Source organism: Flavobacterium olei (genome assembly GCF_039749035.1).
Lineage (GTDB): Bacteria > Bacteroidota > Bacteroidia > Flavobacteriales > Flavobacteriaceae > Flavobacterium > Flavobacterium olei.
This window is the reverse complement of sequence record NZ_JBDKWC010000004.1, coordinates 460,982-476,248: the sequence shown is the minus strand read 5'-3', so window position 1 is coordinate 476,248 and position 15,267 is coordinate 460,982. Positions and strand designations below refer to the sequence as shown.

Below are 15,267 nucleotides of genomic sequence, written 5' to 3'. Positions count from 1 at the left end.
CGCAAAAGTAAACCTTTTGCGCTCTTTGTTTTTTATTATTGCTTTAAATAATTAATCAATCATTCTTTTTAGCTCCAGGGCATTTAGAATTCCTGCTTCGCTGGCGGTATTATTAAAGTAAACAAATCCCGATTTAGAGTGGATTTTTTTGTCTATATGCTGTAATTCATCAGTAGAATAACTGGAATGGAATAATCTCGGAATTCCGTGAAAACGCAAATAAATCATTGGAAAATCAGTGAAAATTGTTTGCGGAAGACTGGGATGACTTACACTGCAAAATGTAATATTATTTTCTTTGAATAAATTCCAAACCTCATCGTTCCACCAACTTTCATGTCTAAATTCGATTACATTTTTAAAATCATAATTGAGTATTCCAATTATTGCATCTAATTTTTCTCTGCTATAAGCATAACTTGGCGGAAATTGAAACAAAACTGCGGCAAGTTTATCCTTCATTCCGGTTTTGCAGACTTCGTAAAATTCATTCAATAGACTTTCGCAGTCATTAAGTTTTTTAAGATGTGTAATTTCTTTTGGCACTTTAACAGAAAACAGAAAATTTTCCGGTGATTTGTTATACCAATTTTCAAAAACGCGGACCGTTGGAAATTTATAGAAACTGGCATTAAATTCATAAGTATCAAAATGCTGGCAGTAAAACTCAAACCATTTTTTGGAAGGCAGGTTTTGCGGATAAAAAACATTTTTCCAAAAACTATTGTAATAGCTGGAACATCCTATTATTAATTTATTTTTCATTTATATAACTGTTGACAATTCGTGCAGAAAAAACTTCTGCGTTTTTTTACTCCGGTATGTTTTTTCTGAAACGGCAGATTACACCTCAGACAAGTCTTCTTTGTATGGGCTTTCCAGTGCTTTTTAAGTTCAAACTTCTTTTTCCAATATAAAAATTCAAAACTGTAAGTGGAACATTCTGCGATGAGTTCACTGATAATATGTGGCGGAATTTTCTCTGCAACAGATTCAGGATGCACATAACAGCGGTATAAAACTTCATTTTTGATGATGTTCCCTACTCCCGAAAAAATATCCTGATCTAAAATGAGATCACAAATCATTTTATCCGGCATTTTTTCAATACTGGTCTGTGCTTTTTTCGGATCCCAAATTTCATTCATTACATCGACACTCCAGTCGTAATGAGAATTGATGTCTCCTTCTAAAATTTTGACCGAACAGGTATAAAAATTCAGTTCACCGGTTTCAAAAACCAGGCTTAATCTTGGTACAGACTCTTTTCGTTCGTTGATCCGGTAGGTACCAAACATCAACAAGTGAATTTTAACGGTGAAAGAATCAAAGCAAATGAGAAAATGTTTTCCCCAGGTTTTAAAAGCAATTACAGTTTTATCCTTTAAACCAGAAATATCAATACTAGTATTGCCGGAAACAGAAATTACTTTCTGTCCTGTAAATTGCTGTACTTCTTCTTTTAAGATTACTATGGAAGGACCTTCTGGCATACAATTGATTTTAGTTGAATTAAAAAAAGTGCAGTCCTAAAACTGCACTTTCTTTGCATTCTGATTTTTTATTCTAATTCAGCAGCTTCAAGATTTACTGCATTTACAGCAACATCTGTTAATAGTTTATCTGCATCTTTTTCTTCATCAAGTGTCTGCTCCAATAAAGTTGCAGCTTCCTGCAATCCCAGTGTTTCTGCAAACTGTCTTAGGGTTCCGTATGTAGCAATTTCGTAATGTTCAATTTTCTGGCTGGCTGCAATAATTGCTGCATCACGCACAACGCCTAATTCTGTTTCTTCCAACATTCCTTTTGCTTCTTCAATTAAGCCCTCCATTGCATCACATTTTTTTGCTGTAGCTTTTTGACCGATAATTTTAAAAACTTCTTCCAAACGAACGATTTGCTCTTCGGTTTCTGTAAGATGGTTATCAATAGCATCTTTTAACTCAGGCGATGTAGCATTTTTAGACATAACAGGCAACGCGTTAGTCAGTGCTTTTTCTGCCCAGTAAATATCTTTTAATGCATCTTCAAATAATTCTGTAAGACCAGATGCTGCATTGGCTTTTGGCTTTGTAACTCCTCTTGGTGTGGTTTCTTTTGCTGGTGCTTTCTTTGTAGTGCTTTCCGTTTTCTTTGTACTATTTGCAGTTTTCATAATAATAATTTTAAGAATTAATTAGATTATAAAATTACTTAGACAAATGCGGGACTGGTTATAAAATTATCAATTTAAATTCTATTCTAAACATCTGTTAATTATACAATTAGACTTTATAATTCTATAATAAATTTCCCTTCATCGGTGCTAGATTTGTATTATACTAATTATTAATAAAGACATCATGAGCACTATAGATAATAACGACAGCAAAAACAGAGAGTTTGATAACCACATCTCTAATGACAGAAATTTAGGTAAAGATCTGTACGATATTGAAGACACAAAGGATTCTGACACCGATGCCAGCGAAATTGCAGAACGTGGCTATACCGTGAGAAATGGCAGCAATCCTGACGGACCAAATCCAGATGAGGAAATTTTTACCAGAGATTCTGATCTGGATGATCTGGATGATGATTTTCATACAGACAGAGATTTAGAAGACAATAGCGATGCTATTTACGAAGTGGAACTGGAAGATGAAAATGACGAATTCGACAATCCGTCAGATCTGAGAGAGGAAGAATATGATTTCAATGAAACAGAAGCTGCGCTTGAAGATATTGACGACGAAGACGACGATTTTATTGAAGAAGATATAGACGAAGAGGATGACAACGAATACATCGAAGATGATGTTCAGGAAGACAATGATGACGAAGAGTATCCTGAAAATGATCCGAGAAAATTCTAAGCCTTCTCAGCGATAATAAAAAAACCGTTAATTAAGATATTAACGGTTTTTTTGGCTTAAATCTAATAACTCAATCTCCAATAATTTTCAATACCGGAATATCGTCCATTTTCTCCAGGCGTTCTTTTAGTCCTGCTCTGGCTTCTTTTAGTTCTTCTTCGGCGTCGTGAAGTTCAGCCTGCCATTTCTCCTTATCGATTGTAGAATGTTGCATCTTTCTGGTAATCTCGTAGATCTCTCCCTCCGCTTCCATCACTTTCAGCCTCTTATAATAAGTTAATGTTTCTGTCATGTGAGCAAGTGCAATCATGGCTGTCAAAAAAGGATGATTATTAGTCACATTTACATCTTTGATCCTTCCGTGTTCTAATTCTACTTTTAATGCAAAAGCAAATTCCTCCATATTAAAAGCTTCATGTTTGCTGTCGGGATCTAAATACGCTTTTATGGCGTGGACATTATTCATTGTAGAAAGATCCACGTCTGTGTCTTCTTTATAATTTAAATCTTTAAGAATAACATTTGCAATGGCTCTTGCTTCTTCAACTGTTGGGTCGTTTTCGGGATTTTCAAAATCACGAACCGACCAGTCCCAATTCTCCGGATGAACAGGTTTTATATACTTTTCACAAAAATCTGTCACATCTTTTTTTAAGCTTACCATTTTATCTTCCCTCTTAACGTAAACATCCTGATAAGCGCCACTTTTTGTTCCCATGATTTTATTTTATTTTGTTATAAATCACAAACGACACACTCTGAATGAATGTGTCGTTTTAATTGTTATTGAATGCTATTCTTTTTTAAACTCTTGTTCTTCCGCTGATTAACGAAATAATGAATAAGACTAAAAATATAAAGAATAAAATTTTAGCTATACTTGCGGCTCCAGCGGCGATTCCTCCGAAACCAAATATTCCCGCCACTATGGCTAGAATAATAAAGGTGACTGTCCAACGTAACATAATAATAGTTTTTTAGTTAATAATGATTCTGTATGAAGCTTTTAGAGAGAGCATTAACTCTTTTATTTATTTGCAGTCTATCAAATTGATTTCATAATTCTGAATCAATTCAGAGAATGCAGTTTCTGATCTTGTGAAATATTTTTTATTGCTTCTGCTTTTTTTAACGTCATCGAAATACTTTTGAATTGATCCGTCTTCATAAGTTGAAATCAATAAAGGATGAACGTAATAATCTTTGCATACTTTTCTGGTATTCCCCAGTGCTTCAGCAGTCATATCAAAAGCGGCAACCACATTTTTTTTGGCTTCTTTTTCATCAGCCGTTACTCCCATTTCCATGAGGCTTTCGAAAAATATGATCGATGCTGCCCAGGTTCTGAAATCTTTCGCACTAAAATATTGTCCCGAAATGGCATGCAAATATTCGTTTACCATATGACTGTCGAGTACTTTTCTTTCGCCGTTTTTATCGTAATATTTAAAAACTTCCCAACCCGGAATTTCTTCACAACGGCTAACCAGTTTAATCAGCTGTTTGTTTCGCGTGGTTATGGTGTGCTGTTTTCCTTTTTTTCCAATAAATTCAAATCGCAACGAATTTTTATTAATGTTGATGTGGCGTTTTCTTAAAGTCGAAAGCCCGTACGATTTATTGTCTTTCGCATATTTTTCGTTTCCTATTCGAATGTGCGTCTCTTCCATTAATCGAATTACCAAAGCCACAACTTTTTCCCTGCACCATTCTTTCCTTTCCAGATCCAGATCCACTTGCTTTCTAATTGCAGGCAGCTTGGCTCCAAATTCGGCAATCTTATAAAATTTGGTCTGGTTTCGAATTAAATTCCACTTCGGATGATAGCGATACTGTTTTCTGTTCTTATCATCAATTCCGACCGCTTGTAAATGAGCATTTGTACAATCTGCAATTCTTACATCTTGCCACGCCGGCGGTAAAACCAAACTGTTAATTCGTTTTAATTCTGACTTAGACTTTACATCTCTGCCATTTTTTTTATAAACGAAATTCTCACCTTCACGACAGCGTACAATTGTCAACCGATTATCACTAACATACTCCAAATCCAGTTTATCAATCACCAGATGAGGCGTCTTAATCAATTGGTTCATTAAATTTTCTTTTCTGGCTGCGGCGTTCATTTTGGCGAATTGTTAAATGTTTAATTATTTCTCAAAGAATGAATAAGGGCTTTTTTGTTCATATAAGAACGACCTTTAATGTCTGCTTTACCAGCTTGTTTCAGGAGTTCTTCCTTTGTCCATTCTTCGTATGGTTTTGCTTTTCCTCCTTTTTCCCCAGAATCGGGTGTATTAGCAATTCGTGCAGATTTTTCTTTACTGTAACCCTTTTTTATAAGTGCTTCGTACTGCTCTTCATTTCTTATTCCATCTGGCATGACTTGTAAATTTTGGATTAAAGATTTCAAAAATCTGTTAAGTCAAAGTTCCATCAATAACACAAGAAAAGTGTTACATAATTTTTCAGAGAAATTCTATAATTAAATCGTTATGAATTATTTGGATTTGAGACAAAAAAAAATCCCGCCTCGAATGAGTTGGGATTTTTACTAAATAATTTTATTTATAGCGATCAGTCACAAATGATCTTTTTATAATCCTGCGTTTTATCGTCATATTCCAGACAGGTCTTTTTTACCAAAACCATTTTATTATTGACTAATTTATATTCTGCCCGCTCGATACTTCTGCCGGCACAACATTGGTTGTGCTCATAAATTCTTTTGGTTTTACTGTCAAATTCCAAAGAAGTTCCGCTATAACTGCTTTCAAAATATTTTCGCGTTTTCGGATTATATAGAAAATAAATCCTGGAAGTATTAGGACCCGCATAACTCGATTCAAAAACCGAGAAATCTTCAAATCCGTCAAAATTATAATCGCCGGTATCTATATTATTTAATCCCCACAGCTGGCATTGTACCGTTATTTTCTGAATTAATTTATCGGTCTTCTTTTCAATAATTCTGACTCCGCTTACATTTGAATCTTTAGAGATAATGAGTTTAAAATAGCTGTTTTTTAAAGAAGAAGACTGCAGGATTTCTCTTTCTGCCTGCTCGGGATTAGAATTAATATCAAATTCTTTTTTCAGGCTAATCTGAAGTTCTCTACTAGAATTTAAATCTTTCCAGATTCCATTTAACTGCCCGCTTTGGGAATCATAATTTTTAAAAGTAAGTTTTGCATTTTGTTTATCCTGGTTCTTTTCTGTAAAAACCAGTACGTTTCCTTTCAATTCTCCGTTAAGAACAATTGGCGTATCAACATTAGAATAGGCATAAATTGCAGAGCCCGGACCATCAGAATAAATATCGGTGACGAGTTCTATCGGGTATTTATCAATAAAACCGGAGTAAGTTATTTGGGAGAAAAGAAAATTACTCAGTACAAGAAAAAAAATTATAAAGGTGCTTTTCATAATCCGATATCATCAATCAATTCAACATATTTGTTGTCAGGCTTAATTAATCGAAACCCGGACTTAAACATAAAGCGTATTAAAAGAATAAAGAGAAACCCCATTATTAATGTTCCTATTAAATATCCAATTCCATGAGGCGTAGATTTTTTAATTTCCTCTATACTATTAATAAATATTGCTTGTGAAAGTCCGGCAAAAGTGGTCAGCGATAATATCGATGCCAGTACAATTAGAATACATCCACAAATTTTCTTTATTATTTTCATCAGAAACGCTTTTTATAAGGCTAATATACTTAATACATTTTATAATGTAAAAATACTAACCATACAAATCCTATAACATTTCTGCAAAATCCTGTAAAATATTCTTACACATTGAAGGTAATTTTACATCATAACATTAAAACCATACAAATTATGAAAAAGTTATTATTAGCCGGAAAAGCCATTTTAGGAGCAGGACTTATTATTTTATTCCTTCAATCTTGTAAAAATGAAACCAAACAAGAAGATCCAAAAGAAGTTGCAGAAGACGCTAACGAAACTAAATTTGACTCTGTTGACAATAAAGAAGATGATTCTGAATTTTTAGTAGATCAGGCTGAAATTAATTTAGCTGAAATTGAACTTGGCAAATTGGCTCAGACAAAAAGTACAAACCCAGAGGTTAAAAAATTTGGTAAAATGATGGTTGACGAACATACCAAAGCTGCTTCTGAAGTTAGTGCTTTAGCAAAAGCAAAAAACTTTACACTACCAACTGCTTTAACAGAAGATGGTCAGGAAGAATATAACAAGTTAAACGAAAAATCCGGAGTTGACTTCGATAAAAAATACGTTTCAATGATGGTTGACGGTCACGAAAAAGCCATTAAAAAACTAGAAGATGCTTCTGAAAAAGCAACTGATGCTGAAGTAAAAACATGGGCTTCTAATAGTATCCCTGTAATTACAACGCATTTACAACACGCAAAGTCCTTAAAAGAAAGTCTGGACAAAAAATAAAATAAATTAATTGGTTATTATTTATTTTTAAAAACCCTTCAAGAGTTGAATTGCTTGAGGGGTTTTGTTTTTTTAAGCTGCTAAGATTTTAATTTTTCAAAATTAACTTTAAAGCATAAAATCTTAGCAGCTTAAATCTTATAAACTATTTTAAAGAAGCCATATCAATCACAAAACGATATTTAATATCACCTTTTAGTAATCTTTCGTAGGCATCGTTTACTTCATTGATACCAATTAATTCGATATCTGCCGTAATATTGTGTTCGGCACAGAAATCAAGCATTTCCTGAGTTTCGGCAATTCCTCCGATAAGAGACCCGGCAAAACTTCTTCTTCCTAAAATTAAGCTGAAAGAGGTTACAGGAAGCGGATCCATAGGTGCTCCCACCAATGTAAGTGTTCCGTCTACTTTTAGTAAATTTAAATAGGCATCAATATTATGTTCTGCAGAAACACAATCCAGAATAAAATTTAAACTTTTGGCATGCTGCGCCATCTGATTTTCGTCTGTAGACAAAACAACCTCATCTGCACCCAAACGTTGTGCATCTTCTGTTTTAGAAAGAGAAGTGGTAAAAACCACCACGTGTGCGCCCATTGCTTTGGCTATTTTGATGCCCATATGACCAAGACCGCCAATTCCTACAATACCCACCTTTTGGCCAGGACCGACTTTCCAGTGTTTTAAAGGAGAGTAGGTTGTAATTCCGGCACATAGTAAAGGGGCAACTCCGGCTAAATCTAACTTATCTGAGATATGCAAAACATAATTCTCATCTACTGTAATACTTTGCGAATAACCACCATAAGTTTGTCCTCCTAAATGTTTGTCTGGCGAATTGAAAGTCTGGATATTTCCTTCGTCACAAAATTGCTCTAAATCGTTTTTACAATGCTCGCATTCTCTGCAAGAATCTACCATACAGCCCACTCCGGCTAAATCTCCCACTTTAAAACCCTTTACATGATCGCCAATTTTTGTGATACGCCCAACGATTTCATGTCCGGGAACAATTGGGTAAGTGGTGCCATGCCATTCATTTCTGGCCGAATGCAGATCAGAGTGGCAAATTCCGCAATATAAGATCTCAATTTCAACATCGTGTGCCAAAACTTCTCTTCTTTTAATGTCTAATGTGTGTAAAGGTGCTTCGGCAGCTTCTGTACCAAAGGCTTTGATGTTTTTAGTTTCCATATATTTTTTTGTTTTTTGTTTCAGGTTTCAGGTTTCTCCCGAGGCTTCGGGATCAGGTTCAGGTTTTGTTATCTTAAATACCAGAATAGTTTTTTATCTGAATGAAGATTTCGCGAAGATTAATTCAAGACACATAATAAATAAAAACGCAATTAATTATATATCAAAAAGATACAGATATAAAGTTAATAAAATTTTAGCTTTTTATCGCTTTTAAAAACTGTATATACTGGCAACTTATAAAACTTAGCTGCTTAATAAGAATAATATTCTTCATCTGTAACGCTTTCCATCCAGATTCCGGAACCTTTATCAATCTCTGTAACAATGGTAATGTGAGAATAAGAACGCTCTGGCGTTGCGCCGTACCAATGTTCTACACCTGGTAAAATGGTTAGAACCTGCCCTTTCTGAATTAGATTGATCTTCCCGCCTCTTTCCTGATAGTAACCCTCGCCCTGGGTCACAATAATCAATTGAAGACCTGCATTGCTATGCCAGTTGGATCTTGCTCCCGGCGCAAAAGAAACGTCTTTGATTATCGTGTTTTCAGGATGGATATCACTAGTTTGCTTTTTATAAGAAACATTTCCGGTCATAAAGGTATTCGGGACTGTTCCTTCTTCTATTTTTGCTGAATACTGTATTGCCATAAAAATGTTATTTAAGTTAATTATTTTTGAAACTATTGTATTGCTTGTCTGTCACAGGTTCAAGCCAATCTACGATTCCTTTGTCTGTATTTGTACTAATTGCAATATGTGTAAACTCACTGTCCGGAGCGGCGCCATGCCAGTGTTTTATCTCAGGGTGAATGTTAACTACATCTCCTGCTTGTAATAGCTGAATTTGCTTTCCTTCTTCCTGATAATATCCTGTTCCTTGGGTTACAATTAGTATTTGTCCGCCAGGATGTGTGTGCCAGTTGTTGCGTGCACCTGCCTCAAAAACCACATTACCTACAGCGGTATTCAAAACGGGATCGTTGGGTACCAACATTTTAACCCATGCATTTCCGGTAAAATAATCCGCAGAAGCTAAATCTCCTTTGGAAAAAATGGTTGATTTAATTTGATCTGTTGCTTTCATAATTAATTTGTTTTTTGAAATCGGTTTTTAAACTAAATTAAAAGCAAGAATGTGCTTTGTGAAGTTTATTTAGTTATCTAAAAACTGATAAAGGATTAATACTAATTATTTGATGCAAAATTACAGCAGCAATTCGCATCGAAATTAATAATAATCAAACAATAAATTATGAAATTCAAACAATTTACATGCGAAGCGATTTTGGAACCGTTCCTGTAAGTCTTTTGAAGTAATTATTAAAGTAACTCGGATATTCAAATCCGAGAGAATAACCAATATCCGAAATACTCCAGTCGGTGTGCTGCAATAAAGCTTTTGCTTCTGTAATAATTCTTTCTGTGATATGCGCCGTTGTTGGTTTCCCAGTTACTTCTTTGACCGAACGGTTGAGATGATTTACATGGACTGCCAGATTTTGAGCATAATCCTGAGGTGTTTTTAATGCTAAAGGCTCATCTTTGGTCTCGATAGGAAATTGTCTTTCCAGCAATTCCAGAAACAAAGAGGTAATTCTAGACGAAGCATTTTTATGTTTAAAGAAGTTATCTGATGGCTGCATCTTCATAGATTCATGAATAATCAGATTGATGTAACTGCGCATTAAATCATCTTTAAAAACATAATCAGTTTCATACTCCGTAATCATTTTTTGGAATAATGAATCTATAAACACCTTTTGGTCAGGATTTAAAGTAAATATCGGCGTCCCTCCTATTTTAAACAAAGGAGATTCATGGAGTGTTTCTGAACGGTCTTTTGTTTTCAAAAACTCTTCGGTAAATACACAGGCATATCCTTCAAATTCCTCGGATATTGTTTCCCACGAATAAGGTATAATCGGGTTTCCGAAAAACAGAATAGTTCCATCGGTTTCTATTCCGCGGTCGGCATATTGAATAATACTTTTACTTGTATTGATACAGATTTTGTAAAAATCTCTTCGGCTGTAAACCGGAATTTTACTCAGATCCCCATTTATCTGATATACTCTGAAACCTTTGAGCTTTAAATCTGATGTAAAATCACAATTCTGTATTTCTGTCTGCTTTTCCATTTTGCAAAGTTATGAAAATCAAACAATATTTCGCTTTGTTTTTTTTTGTTTCAGGTTTCAGGTTTTTCGCTAAGAGCGTTAAAATTTACGCATGCTCTCAAAAGTTTTTATCTTATTAAAGCTAAATGTGAACTCAAAATCAGAGAGTTTGGAAAGTTTTTTTACAATTTCTGTTGTAGAGTTCCTTAAGGAGATTCTTCGACTTCGCTCAGAATGACAAAACTTTGCGGATAATCAATTTAATCCAGCTAAAGCTGGAGGCAATTGAAACAAACTTTGCGTCTTCGCGATTTTGCCATATTAAATATTATTTGCGAACCTTGCGTATATCTTAGCGTGCTTTGCGTTTACTTCACCACAATTGTGGCATTCTTTAACCCTTTCTCGGAAGCGGTTAAAACAACTTCTTTGGTACTATTTTCTTTCTCAATAATAATCTGGGCATAACCATTAAAAAGTTTTCTCTTCCAGTTTTCTGCCGGAATAATAACCTGAATAATTCCGGGATCTGTATTCATTACATCCCAGTCTTTTATTTTTTGCAACGGAGTTGTAATGATATTAACAGAATTTTTACCTTGTTTTAAAAGTTTTGTATCCAAAATATATCTTTGCGGATCTTCCTTACTTGGATTTATCTTATTTCCGTTAATGTAAACTTCAGCCGCGGTTCCGATTTTTTTATAAAAGAAATTCACCTGATTTTTCTCTGAGACCGATGTCAACTCAAAATTTCCACGGTAAATATACGATAGTGCCTGATTTTTGTAATCCCGATCTTTAAACGCTGAAATCCATTCATTTTCAGGATAACCGGACTGCAAAGAAAGATCGGCAGTTTTTCCCTTTTGTTCCTCAAAATCCGTAATGGAAACTAATTTTAAATCAGCAATAAACTGATCGTTCTCAAGAGAAGTCGGATTTCCGTTTCCTACTCCTAAAATCTTTCCTCCTTTTATATCAAAAGTAATTTCATTGTCTGCGGTTGGCACATGAAGACCTTTTTTATCGGTAACTTCTACAGTTATAACACTAACTTTTGAGTTGGCTTTGTTTTCTTTATCCAGAGTCAGTTTTACATTTTCAGGATTTCCGGTTGTTTTTTGAATTTCCGTTAAAACTTTTTTACCTTTTTTATAACCAATTGCTTCCAATGCACCTGATTCGTATTTAACTTTCCATTCTAAATGTCCGTTTTGCTGCATTTTCTTTTTGCCGAGACTTTTTTTGTTCAGGAAAAGTTCGACTTCCTCACAGTTCGAATACGCCCAAACATCAATTTCTTTGCCTTCCATTCCGCTCCAGTTCCAATGCGGCAGCAAATGCAAGACAGGTTCAGTTCCCCACCAGGATTTGAGGTAAAAAACATTATCTTTAGGGAAACCGCAAACGTCCATCATTCCAAAATAAGATGTTACAGACGGCCAGCCATACGGGGTAGGTTCACCGCGGTAATCAAAGCCTGTCCAGATAAAAATTCCGCCTAAATAGGGCCTTTCTGCATAGAATTTCCAGCCTTCTTCGATGCTGTAAAATGTGGGACGCGGTTTTTTATCGTAAGCGCTTTGGTAATGCTTTGCGTCGTCGGTAAAATAAATGCCTCGAGTTGCAAAAGTAGAACCTTCCTCGGTTCCCATTCCAGGCTGGTTTTTAAACTGATTTCTGTGTGCATCGATATCTCCGTTACCCAAATAATTGTATCCTATAATTTCTACCACAGACGAAATTCCGCTTTTAAACCCGCTGCTAATTCCAACTGTTACAGGCCTTGTCGGATCAATACTTTTCGCAAAATGCTGCATTACGTTTGTAATTCTTTCGCCGGTAATGCCACCTTCTATCTGCCATTCTTCATTACCCACAGACCAACAGAAAATACTGGGATGATTACGGTCGCGCTCGATCATTTTTTGTAAATCATTTAGATGATAATCGTTTATTCCCATCAAACGGGTTTCGTCTATAACCAGCATTCCTAGTTGATCACAGGCTTCCAATAATTCTGGTGTTGGCGGATGATGGGAACAGCGATAGGCATTCGAACCCATTTCTTTCAGTTTTTTAATTCGGTAATACTGCATTTCATCCGGCAAGGCTGTACCTATTCCCGCATGATCCTGATGATTGTTTGTGCCTTTTAACTTCACAGGCTTTCCGTTTAAGAAAAATCCTTTTTCTGCATTAAATTCAATTGTTCTGATACCGAAATTTGTTTCATAACTATCGATAACTTCTCCATCCTGCCTGATTTCAGTATGTAAACGATACAGATTCGGTGATTCAATATCCCATAAAAGCGGATTTTTGACATATAATTTCGAGCTGTAATTTCTTTTTTGATAAAATTCCGGAGCCAGTTCTTTTTCAGAACTATAGGCAACTTGTTTTTTTTCGGCATCAAAAATTGTGTTTATAATTTCTATCGAACCTTTAAAATTTCCCTTATTTTCTATCGTCACATCAGCAGTAACATCCGCATCATTGTTTTTAAGTACTGAAGTCACATAAGTTCCATTTGTAACTACATGAACGGGATTTGTTTTCTGAAGATAAACATGTCTGTAAATTCCGGCACCTTCATAAAACCAGCCTTCTTCCATCGAAGCATCGGCGCGGACTACAATTGTATTTTCTCCTCCGTAATTCACATACGCCGTCACATCATATTCAAAACCATTGTAGCCGCTTTGTTGGGTTCCTAAATAAAATCCGTTAAAAAATACTTTTGAATTCCTGAAAACGCCATCAAATTTTAAAGAAATAATACGTCCAAGATCTTCATTAGAAATGCTGATTTTTTTTCTGTACCAGCCAATACTTTTTTCCGGATAATTTTTTCCGGCCGCTTTAAATCCGTGACTAAAACTTGCGCTTTCGCTAAAAGGCTGCTCTACTGCCCAATCATGCGGAAGATCCAATTGTCTCCACGCCCGATCATCAAAATCTTTGGCTGCAGGTCCGTCTCCGAATCCGGTTTTGGTTAAATAGGAGAAATAGCCTTCGGCATGACCGAAATCTTTTTTAGTATCATATAAATGCCCGAACGAAAACTTCCAGTCTGTATCAATTAACAGAAGTTCTCTTTGCGATTTTGTCTGTGCAGAAATGGTAAAACATATTATAAAGAAGTAGTAAGTAAATCGTTTTTTCAGAGTAGTTTTCATAAGGTTTGGTAGTTAGTAGAAATCATAGAACGATAAAATTATAGCATTTACATTTAATACACCGATAGTATTTTATCAAAATATGATAACTCTTTTGTAATAATGTGGATAACAGGGAGAACAAAATTTAGAATGAATCTAATGGCATAACTTTCAGAAATTATTTTCTTTTGATGTAATTTTATATTTAAATCTTAAAAAGCAATTACCACTATGAGTACTATTATTAACGAAAATAGACTCCAGAGTACTTTTAAAACCCTCGATCTTAAGATACACAAACTTAATGATCAGAAGATTTATGCTTTTTTCGAATCTTTAGGATTGCTTGAAAGAAACGACGTTCCGCAGGACTTTTTGAGTTGGGAAAACATATTGATTGTAGTCCCAAACCGACATGTATCTCACGAACTGAAATACTATAAATACACGATTTCGAGAATTTCATTTCTTACAAATCCGTATGCAGAACAAATTCATATTTATGATCTTAAAGACTGGAAAAGCGCATCGGGAAACAAAACCCAGTTTCAGATAAGAGAAATGCTGAAAACGAGTTTTGGAGGTGTTAAAAAAACTACGAAAGAATCTTAGAAGCAAAATTTCAAATTAAAAAATTCCAATTGAAGCAATGGTTTCAATTGGAATTTTGTGTTTTTGAAGTTTGGCTTAACCGTAAAGGTGCCAAAAATACACCAGTAGCGCGAAGTAATTTATCTCGCAAAGCCGCAGAGTCGCCGAGTTTTTTTTTTAACATATAAGTTATATAAGCTCACTACAGCATGCTTATATAACTTATATGGTTTATTGCCTTTGCGACCTGCGGCTTTGCTTTATTCCTGCCGTTACAAAACTATTGCAACAAGCTGTTTATCTTGTCTTCCAAAGCTTTTCCATGAATATTTTTCGCTATGATAATTCCGTTTTTATCTACTAAAAAGTTCAACGGAACGGATTGCAGCATATAATCTCCTACAACCGGAGAAGTCCAGTATTTTAAATCGCTTACGTTGATCCATGGTAATTTAGCTTTTGCTATTGCTGCTGTCCATAAAGGCTTTTTGGTATCCATGGAAACGCCGTAAACTGATAATTTCTCAGGGTAAGCATTGTGCAGCTTTAACAACAAAGGTTGCTCTTTAATACAAGGTCCGCACCAGGATGCCCAGAAGTCCACTAAAACTAAAGAACCTCGTAAAGAAGTAAGTGCGATGTTTTCTCCTTTTGTATTGGGAAGATCAATTTCCGGAGCAATATCTCCGATCTCAGTTCCAACCACCTGTGCGTTTGCTATTACTGAATTGAAAAATGTAAAAATTAAAAGTAGGTAGATTTTTTTCATAGATTAAGTTTATTGGTTTGGGCATATTAATATCGCAAAACCGCCATAGCGCAAAGTTTTTTCCAATACATGTAAGGTATTTAAGTTCATGCAAGACTTAAATTATATTACATAAATTATGGTTTAATT

At 35.0% G+C, this 15,267-nt stretch carries 18 protein-coding genes; 3 read left to right on the top strand and 15 right to left on the bottom strand.

The annotated features are described in order from the left end of the window. Positions 1–51: 51 nt before the first annotated feature. The 3 genes from ABEB31_RS12985 to ABEB31_RS12975 form a co-directional block, all read right to left on the bottom strand. On the bottom strand, positions 52–765 hold the full coding sequence (locus ABEB31_RS12985) for a DUF72 domain-containing protein (RefSeq protein WP_347052048.1): 714 nt from the start codon (positions 763–765) through the stop codon (positions 52–54). Beyond that, positions 762–1,493, bottom strand: a complete 732-nt coding sequence (locus ABEB31_RS12980; RefSeq protein ID WP_347052047.1) for a DNA-formamidopyrimidine glycosylase family protein — start codon at positions 1,491–1,493, stop codon at positions 762–764. Before ABEB31_RS12980 ends, ABEB31_RS12985 begins: the two co-directional genes overlap by 4 nt. A 68-nt stretch (positions 1,494–1,561) precedes the next feature. Next, positions 1,562–2,155 carry a YciE/YciF ferroxidase family protein gene (locus tag ABEB31_RS12975; protein ID WP_347052046.1) on the bottom strand — a complete coding sequence of 198 codons (594 nt, stop codon included), beginning with the start codon at positions 2,153–2,155 and terminating at the stop codon, positions 1,562–1,564. A 187-nt stretch (positions 2,156–2,342) separates the two neighbouring features. Between ABEB31_RS12975 and ABEB31_RS12970 the strand changes: the two genes are divergently transcribed. Then, positions 2,343–2,855 carry a hypothetical protein gene (locus tag ABEB31_RS12970; protein ID WP_347052045.1) on the top strand — a complete coding sequence of 171 codons (513 nt, stop codon included), beginning with the start codon at positions 2,343–2,345 and terminating at the stop codon, positions 2,853–2,855. Between the two features lie 70 nt (positions 2,856–2,925). Here ABEB31_RS12970 and ABEB31_RS12965 read toward each other — a convergent pair whose 3' ends face one another. From ABEB31_RS12965 to ABEB31_RS12940, 6 genes are all read right to left on the bottom strand, one after another. After that, on the bottom strand, positions 2,926–3,573 hold the full coding sequence (locus ABEB31_RS12965) for a DUF5661 family protein (RefSeq protein WP_347052044.1): 648 nt from the start codon (positions 3,571–3,573) through the stop codon (positions 2,926–2,928). An 85-nt stretch (positions 3,574–3,658) separates the two neighbouring features. Next, on the bottom strand, positions 3,659–3,820 hold the full coding sequence (locus ABEB31_RS12960; protein ID WP_073417710.1) for a DUF1328 domain-containing protein: 162 nt from the start codon (positions 3,818–3,820) through the stop codon (positions 3,659–3,661). Positions 3,821–3,886: 66 nt separating this feature from the next. Further along, positions 3,887–4,981: a DNA topoisomerase IB gene (locus tag ABEB31_RS12955; RefSeq protein WP_347052043.1), complete on the bottom strand. Its 1,095-nt coding sequence runs from the start codon at positions 4,979–4,981 to the stop codon at positions 3,887–3,889. Between the two features lie 20 nt (positions 4,982–5,001). Further along, positions 5,002–5,238, bottom strand: coding sequence for a DUF7218 family protein (locus ABEB31_RS12950; RefSeq protein ID WP_347052042.1), 237 nt, complete (start codon positions 5,236–5,238; stop codon positions 5,002–5,004). A gap of 194 nt (positions 5,239–5,432) precedes the next feature. Next, entirely contained in the window at positions 5,433–6,281 is an 849-nt protein-coding gene (locus ABEB31_RS12945) for an XAC2610-related protein (RefSeq protein ID WP_347052041.1), read from the bottom strand. After that, positions 6,278–6,550 (bottom strand): hypothetical protein, encoded by a 273-nt coding sequence (locus tag ABEB31_RS12940; RefSeq protein WP_347052040.1) that lies wholly within the window; start codon positions 6,548–6,550, stop codon positions 6,278–6,280. The genes ABEB31_RS12945 and ABEB31_RS12940 overlap by 4 nt, the downstream gene beginning before the upstream one ends. Before the next feature lie 153 nt (positions 6,551–6,703). Here ABEB31_RS12940 and ABEB31_RS12935 point away from each other — a divergent pair, with 153 nt between their 5' ends. Beyond that, positions 6,704–7,291 carry a DUF4142 domain-containing protein gene (locus tag ABEB31_RS12935; RefSeq protein ID WP_347052039.1) on the top strand — a complete coding sequence of 196 codons (588 nt, stop codon included), beginning with the start codon at positions 6,704–6,706 and terminating at the stop codon, positions 7,289–7,291. A 145-nt stretch (positions 7,292–7,436) separates the two neighbouring features. Here ABEB31_RS12935 and ABEB31_RS12930 read toward each other — a convergent pair whose 3' ends face one another. The 5 genes from ABEB31_RS12930 to galA all read right to left on the bottom strand — a co-directional run bounded on the left by ABEB31_RS12930 (position 7,437) and on the right by galA (position 13,796). Then, on the bottom strand, positions 7,437–8,489 hold the full coding sequence (locus tag ABEB31_RS12930; RefSeq protein ID WP_347052038.1) for an NAD(P)-dependent alcohol dehydrogenase: 1,053 nt from the start codon (positions 8,487–8,489) through the stop codon (positions 7,437–7,439). A gap of 254 nt (positions 8,490–8,743) precedes the next feature. Beyond that, positions 8,744–9,142, bottom strand: a complete 399-nt coding sequence (locus tag ABEB31_RS12925) for a cupin domain-containing protein (RefSeq protein WP_347052037.1) — start codon at positions 9,140–9,142, stop codon at positions 8,744–8,746. A gap of 16 nt (positions 9,143–9,158) precedes the next feature. Further along, the gene (locus tag ABEB31_RS12920; RefSeq protein WP_347052036.1) at positions 9,159–9,578 is read right to left on the bottom strand and encodes a (R)-mandelonitrile lyase; all 420 of its coding nucleotides are present in this window, start codon (positions 9,576–9,578) and stop codon (positions 9,159–9,161) included. A 184-nt stretch (positions 9,579–9,762) separates the two neighbouring features. Then, the gene (locus tag ABEB31_RS12915; RefSeq protein WP_347052035.1) at positions 9,763–10,632 is read right to left on the bottom strand and encodes a helix-turn-helix domain-containing protein; all 870 of its coding nucleotides are present in this window, start codon (positions 10,630–10,632) and stop codon (positions 9,763–9,765) included. A gap of 347 nt (positions 10,633–10,979) precedes the next feature. Continuing rightward, complete coding sequence (gene galA / locus ABEB31_RS12910) at positions 10,980–13,796, bottom strand: beta-galactosidase GalA (protein WP_347052034.1); 2,817 nt, start codon at positions 13,794–13,796, stop codon at positions 10,980–10,982. A gap of 213 nt (positions 13,797–14,009) precedes the next feature. On the opposite strand from galA, the gene ABEB31_RS12905 reads away from it, so the two are divergent. Next, a complete protein-coding gene (locus ABEB31_RS12905; protein WP_347052033.1) occupies positions 14,010–14,390 on the top strand; it encodes a hypothetical protein in 381 nt (126 codons plus the stop codon). Positions 14,391–14,649: 259 nt separating this feature from the next. Here ABEB31_RS12905 and ABEB31_RS12900 read toward each other — a convergent pair whose 3' ends face one another. Beyond that, positions 14,650–15,138: a TlpA family protein disulfide reductase gene (locus ABEB31_RS12900; protein ID WP_347052032.1), complete on the bottom strand. Its 489-nt coding sequence runs from the start codon at positions 15,136–15,138 to the stop codon at positions 14,650–14,652. Positions 15,139–15,267 lie beyond the last annotated feature (129 nt).

What these genes read in the sequence shown, in the direction of transcription:
- ABEB31_RS12945 (WP_347052041.1), bottom strand. Translation starts at nt 6,281, where the DNA reads ATGAAAAGCACCTTTATAATTTTTTTTCTTGTACTGAGTAATTTTCTT.
- ABEB31_RS12960 (WP_073417710.1), bottom strand. Translation starts at nt 3,820, where the DNA reads ATGTTACGTTGGACAGTCACCTTTATTATTCTAGCCATAGTGGCGGGA.
- ABEB31_RS12970 (WP_347052045.1), top strand. Translation starts at nt 2,343, where the DNA reads ATGAGCACTATAGATAATAACGACAGCAAAAACAGAGAGTTTGATAAC.
- ABEB31_RS12930 (WP_347052038.1), bottom strand. Translation starts at nt 8,489, where the DNA reads ATGGAAACTAAAAACATCAAAGCCTTTGGTACAGAAGCTGCCGAAGCA.
- ABEB31_RS12955 (WP_347052043.1), bottom strand. Translation starts at nt 4,981, where the DNA reads ATGAACGCCGCAGCCAGAAAAGAAAATTTAATGAACCAATTGATTAAG.
- ABEB31_RS12935 (WP_347052039.1), top strand. Translation starts at nt 6,704, where the DNA reads ATGAAAAAGTTATTATTAGCCGGAAAAGCCATTTTAGGAGCAGGACTT.
- ABEB31_RS12920 (WP_347052036.1), bottom strand. Translation starts at nt 9,578, where the DNA reads ATGAAAGCAACAGATCAAATTAAATCAACCATTTTTTCCAAAGGAGAT.
- ABEB31_RS12905 (WP_347052033.1), top strand. Translation starts at nt 14,010, where the DNA reads ATGAGTACTATTATTAACGAAAATAGACTCCAGAGTACTTTTAAAACC.
- ABEB31_RS12925 (WP_347052037.1), bottom strand. Translation starts at nt 9,142, where the DNA reads ATGGCAATACAGTATTCAGCAAAAATAGAAGAAGGAACAGTCCCGAAT.
- ABEB31_RS12975 (WP_347052046.1), bottom strand. Translation starts at nt 2,155, where the DNA reads ATGAAAACTGCAAATAGTACAAAGAAAACGGAAAGCACTACAAAGAAA.
- ABEB31_RS12985 (WP_347052048.1), bottom strand. Translation starts at nt 765, where the DNA reads ATGAAAAATAAATTAATAATAGGATGTTCCAGCTATTACAATAGTTTT.
- ABEB31_RS12915 (WP_347052035.1), bottom strand. Translation starts at nt 10,632, where the DNA reads ATGGAAAAGCAGACAGAAATACAGAATTGTGATTTTACATCAGATTTA.
- ABEB31_RS12900 (WP_347052032.1), bottom strand. Translation starts at nt 15,138, where the DNA reads ATGAAAAAAATCTACCTACTTTTAATTTTTACATTTTTCAATTCAGTA.
- ABEB31_RS12950 (WP_347052042.1), bottom strand. Translation starts at nt 5,238, where the DNA reads ATGCCAGATGGAATAAGAAATGAAGAGCAGTACGAAGCACTTATAAAA.
- galA (WP_347052034.1), bottom strand. Translation starts at nt 13,796, where the DNA reads ATGAAAACTACTCTGAAAAAACGATTTACTTACTACTTCTTTATAATA.
- ABEB31_RS12965 (WP_347052044.1), bottom strand. Translation starts at nt 3,573, where the DNA reads ATGGGAACAAAAAGTGGCGCTTATCAGGATGTTTACGTTAAGAGGGAA.
- ABEB31_RS12940 (WP_347052040.1), bottom strand. Translation starts at nt 6,550, where the DNA reads ATGAAAATAATAAAGAAAATTTGTGGATGTATTCTAATTGTACTGGCA.
- ABEB31_RS12980 (WP_347052047.1), bottom strand. Translation starts at nt 1,493, where the DNA reads ATGCCAGAAGGTCCTTCCATAGTAATCTTAAAAGAAGAAGTACAGCAA.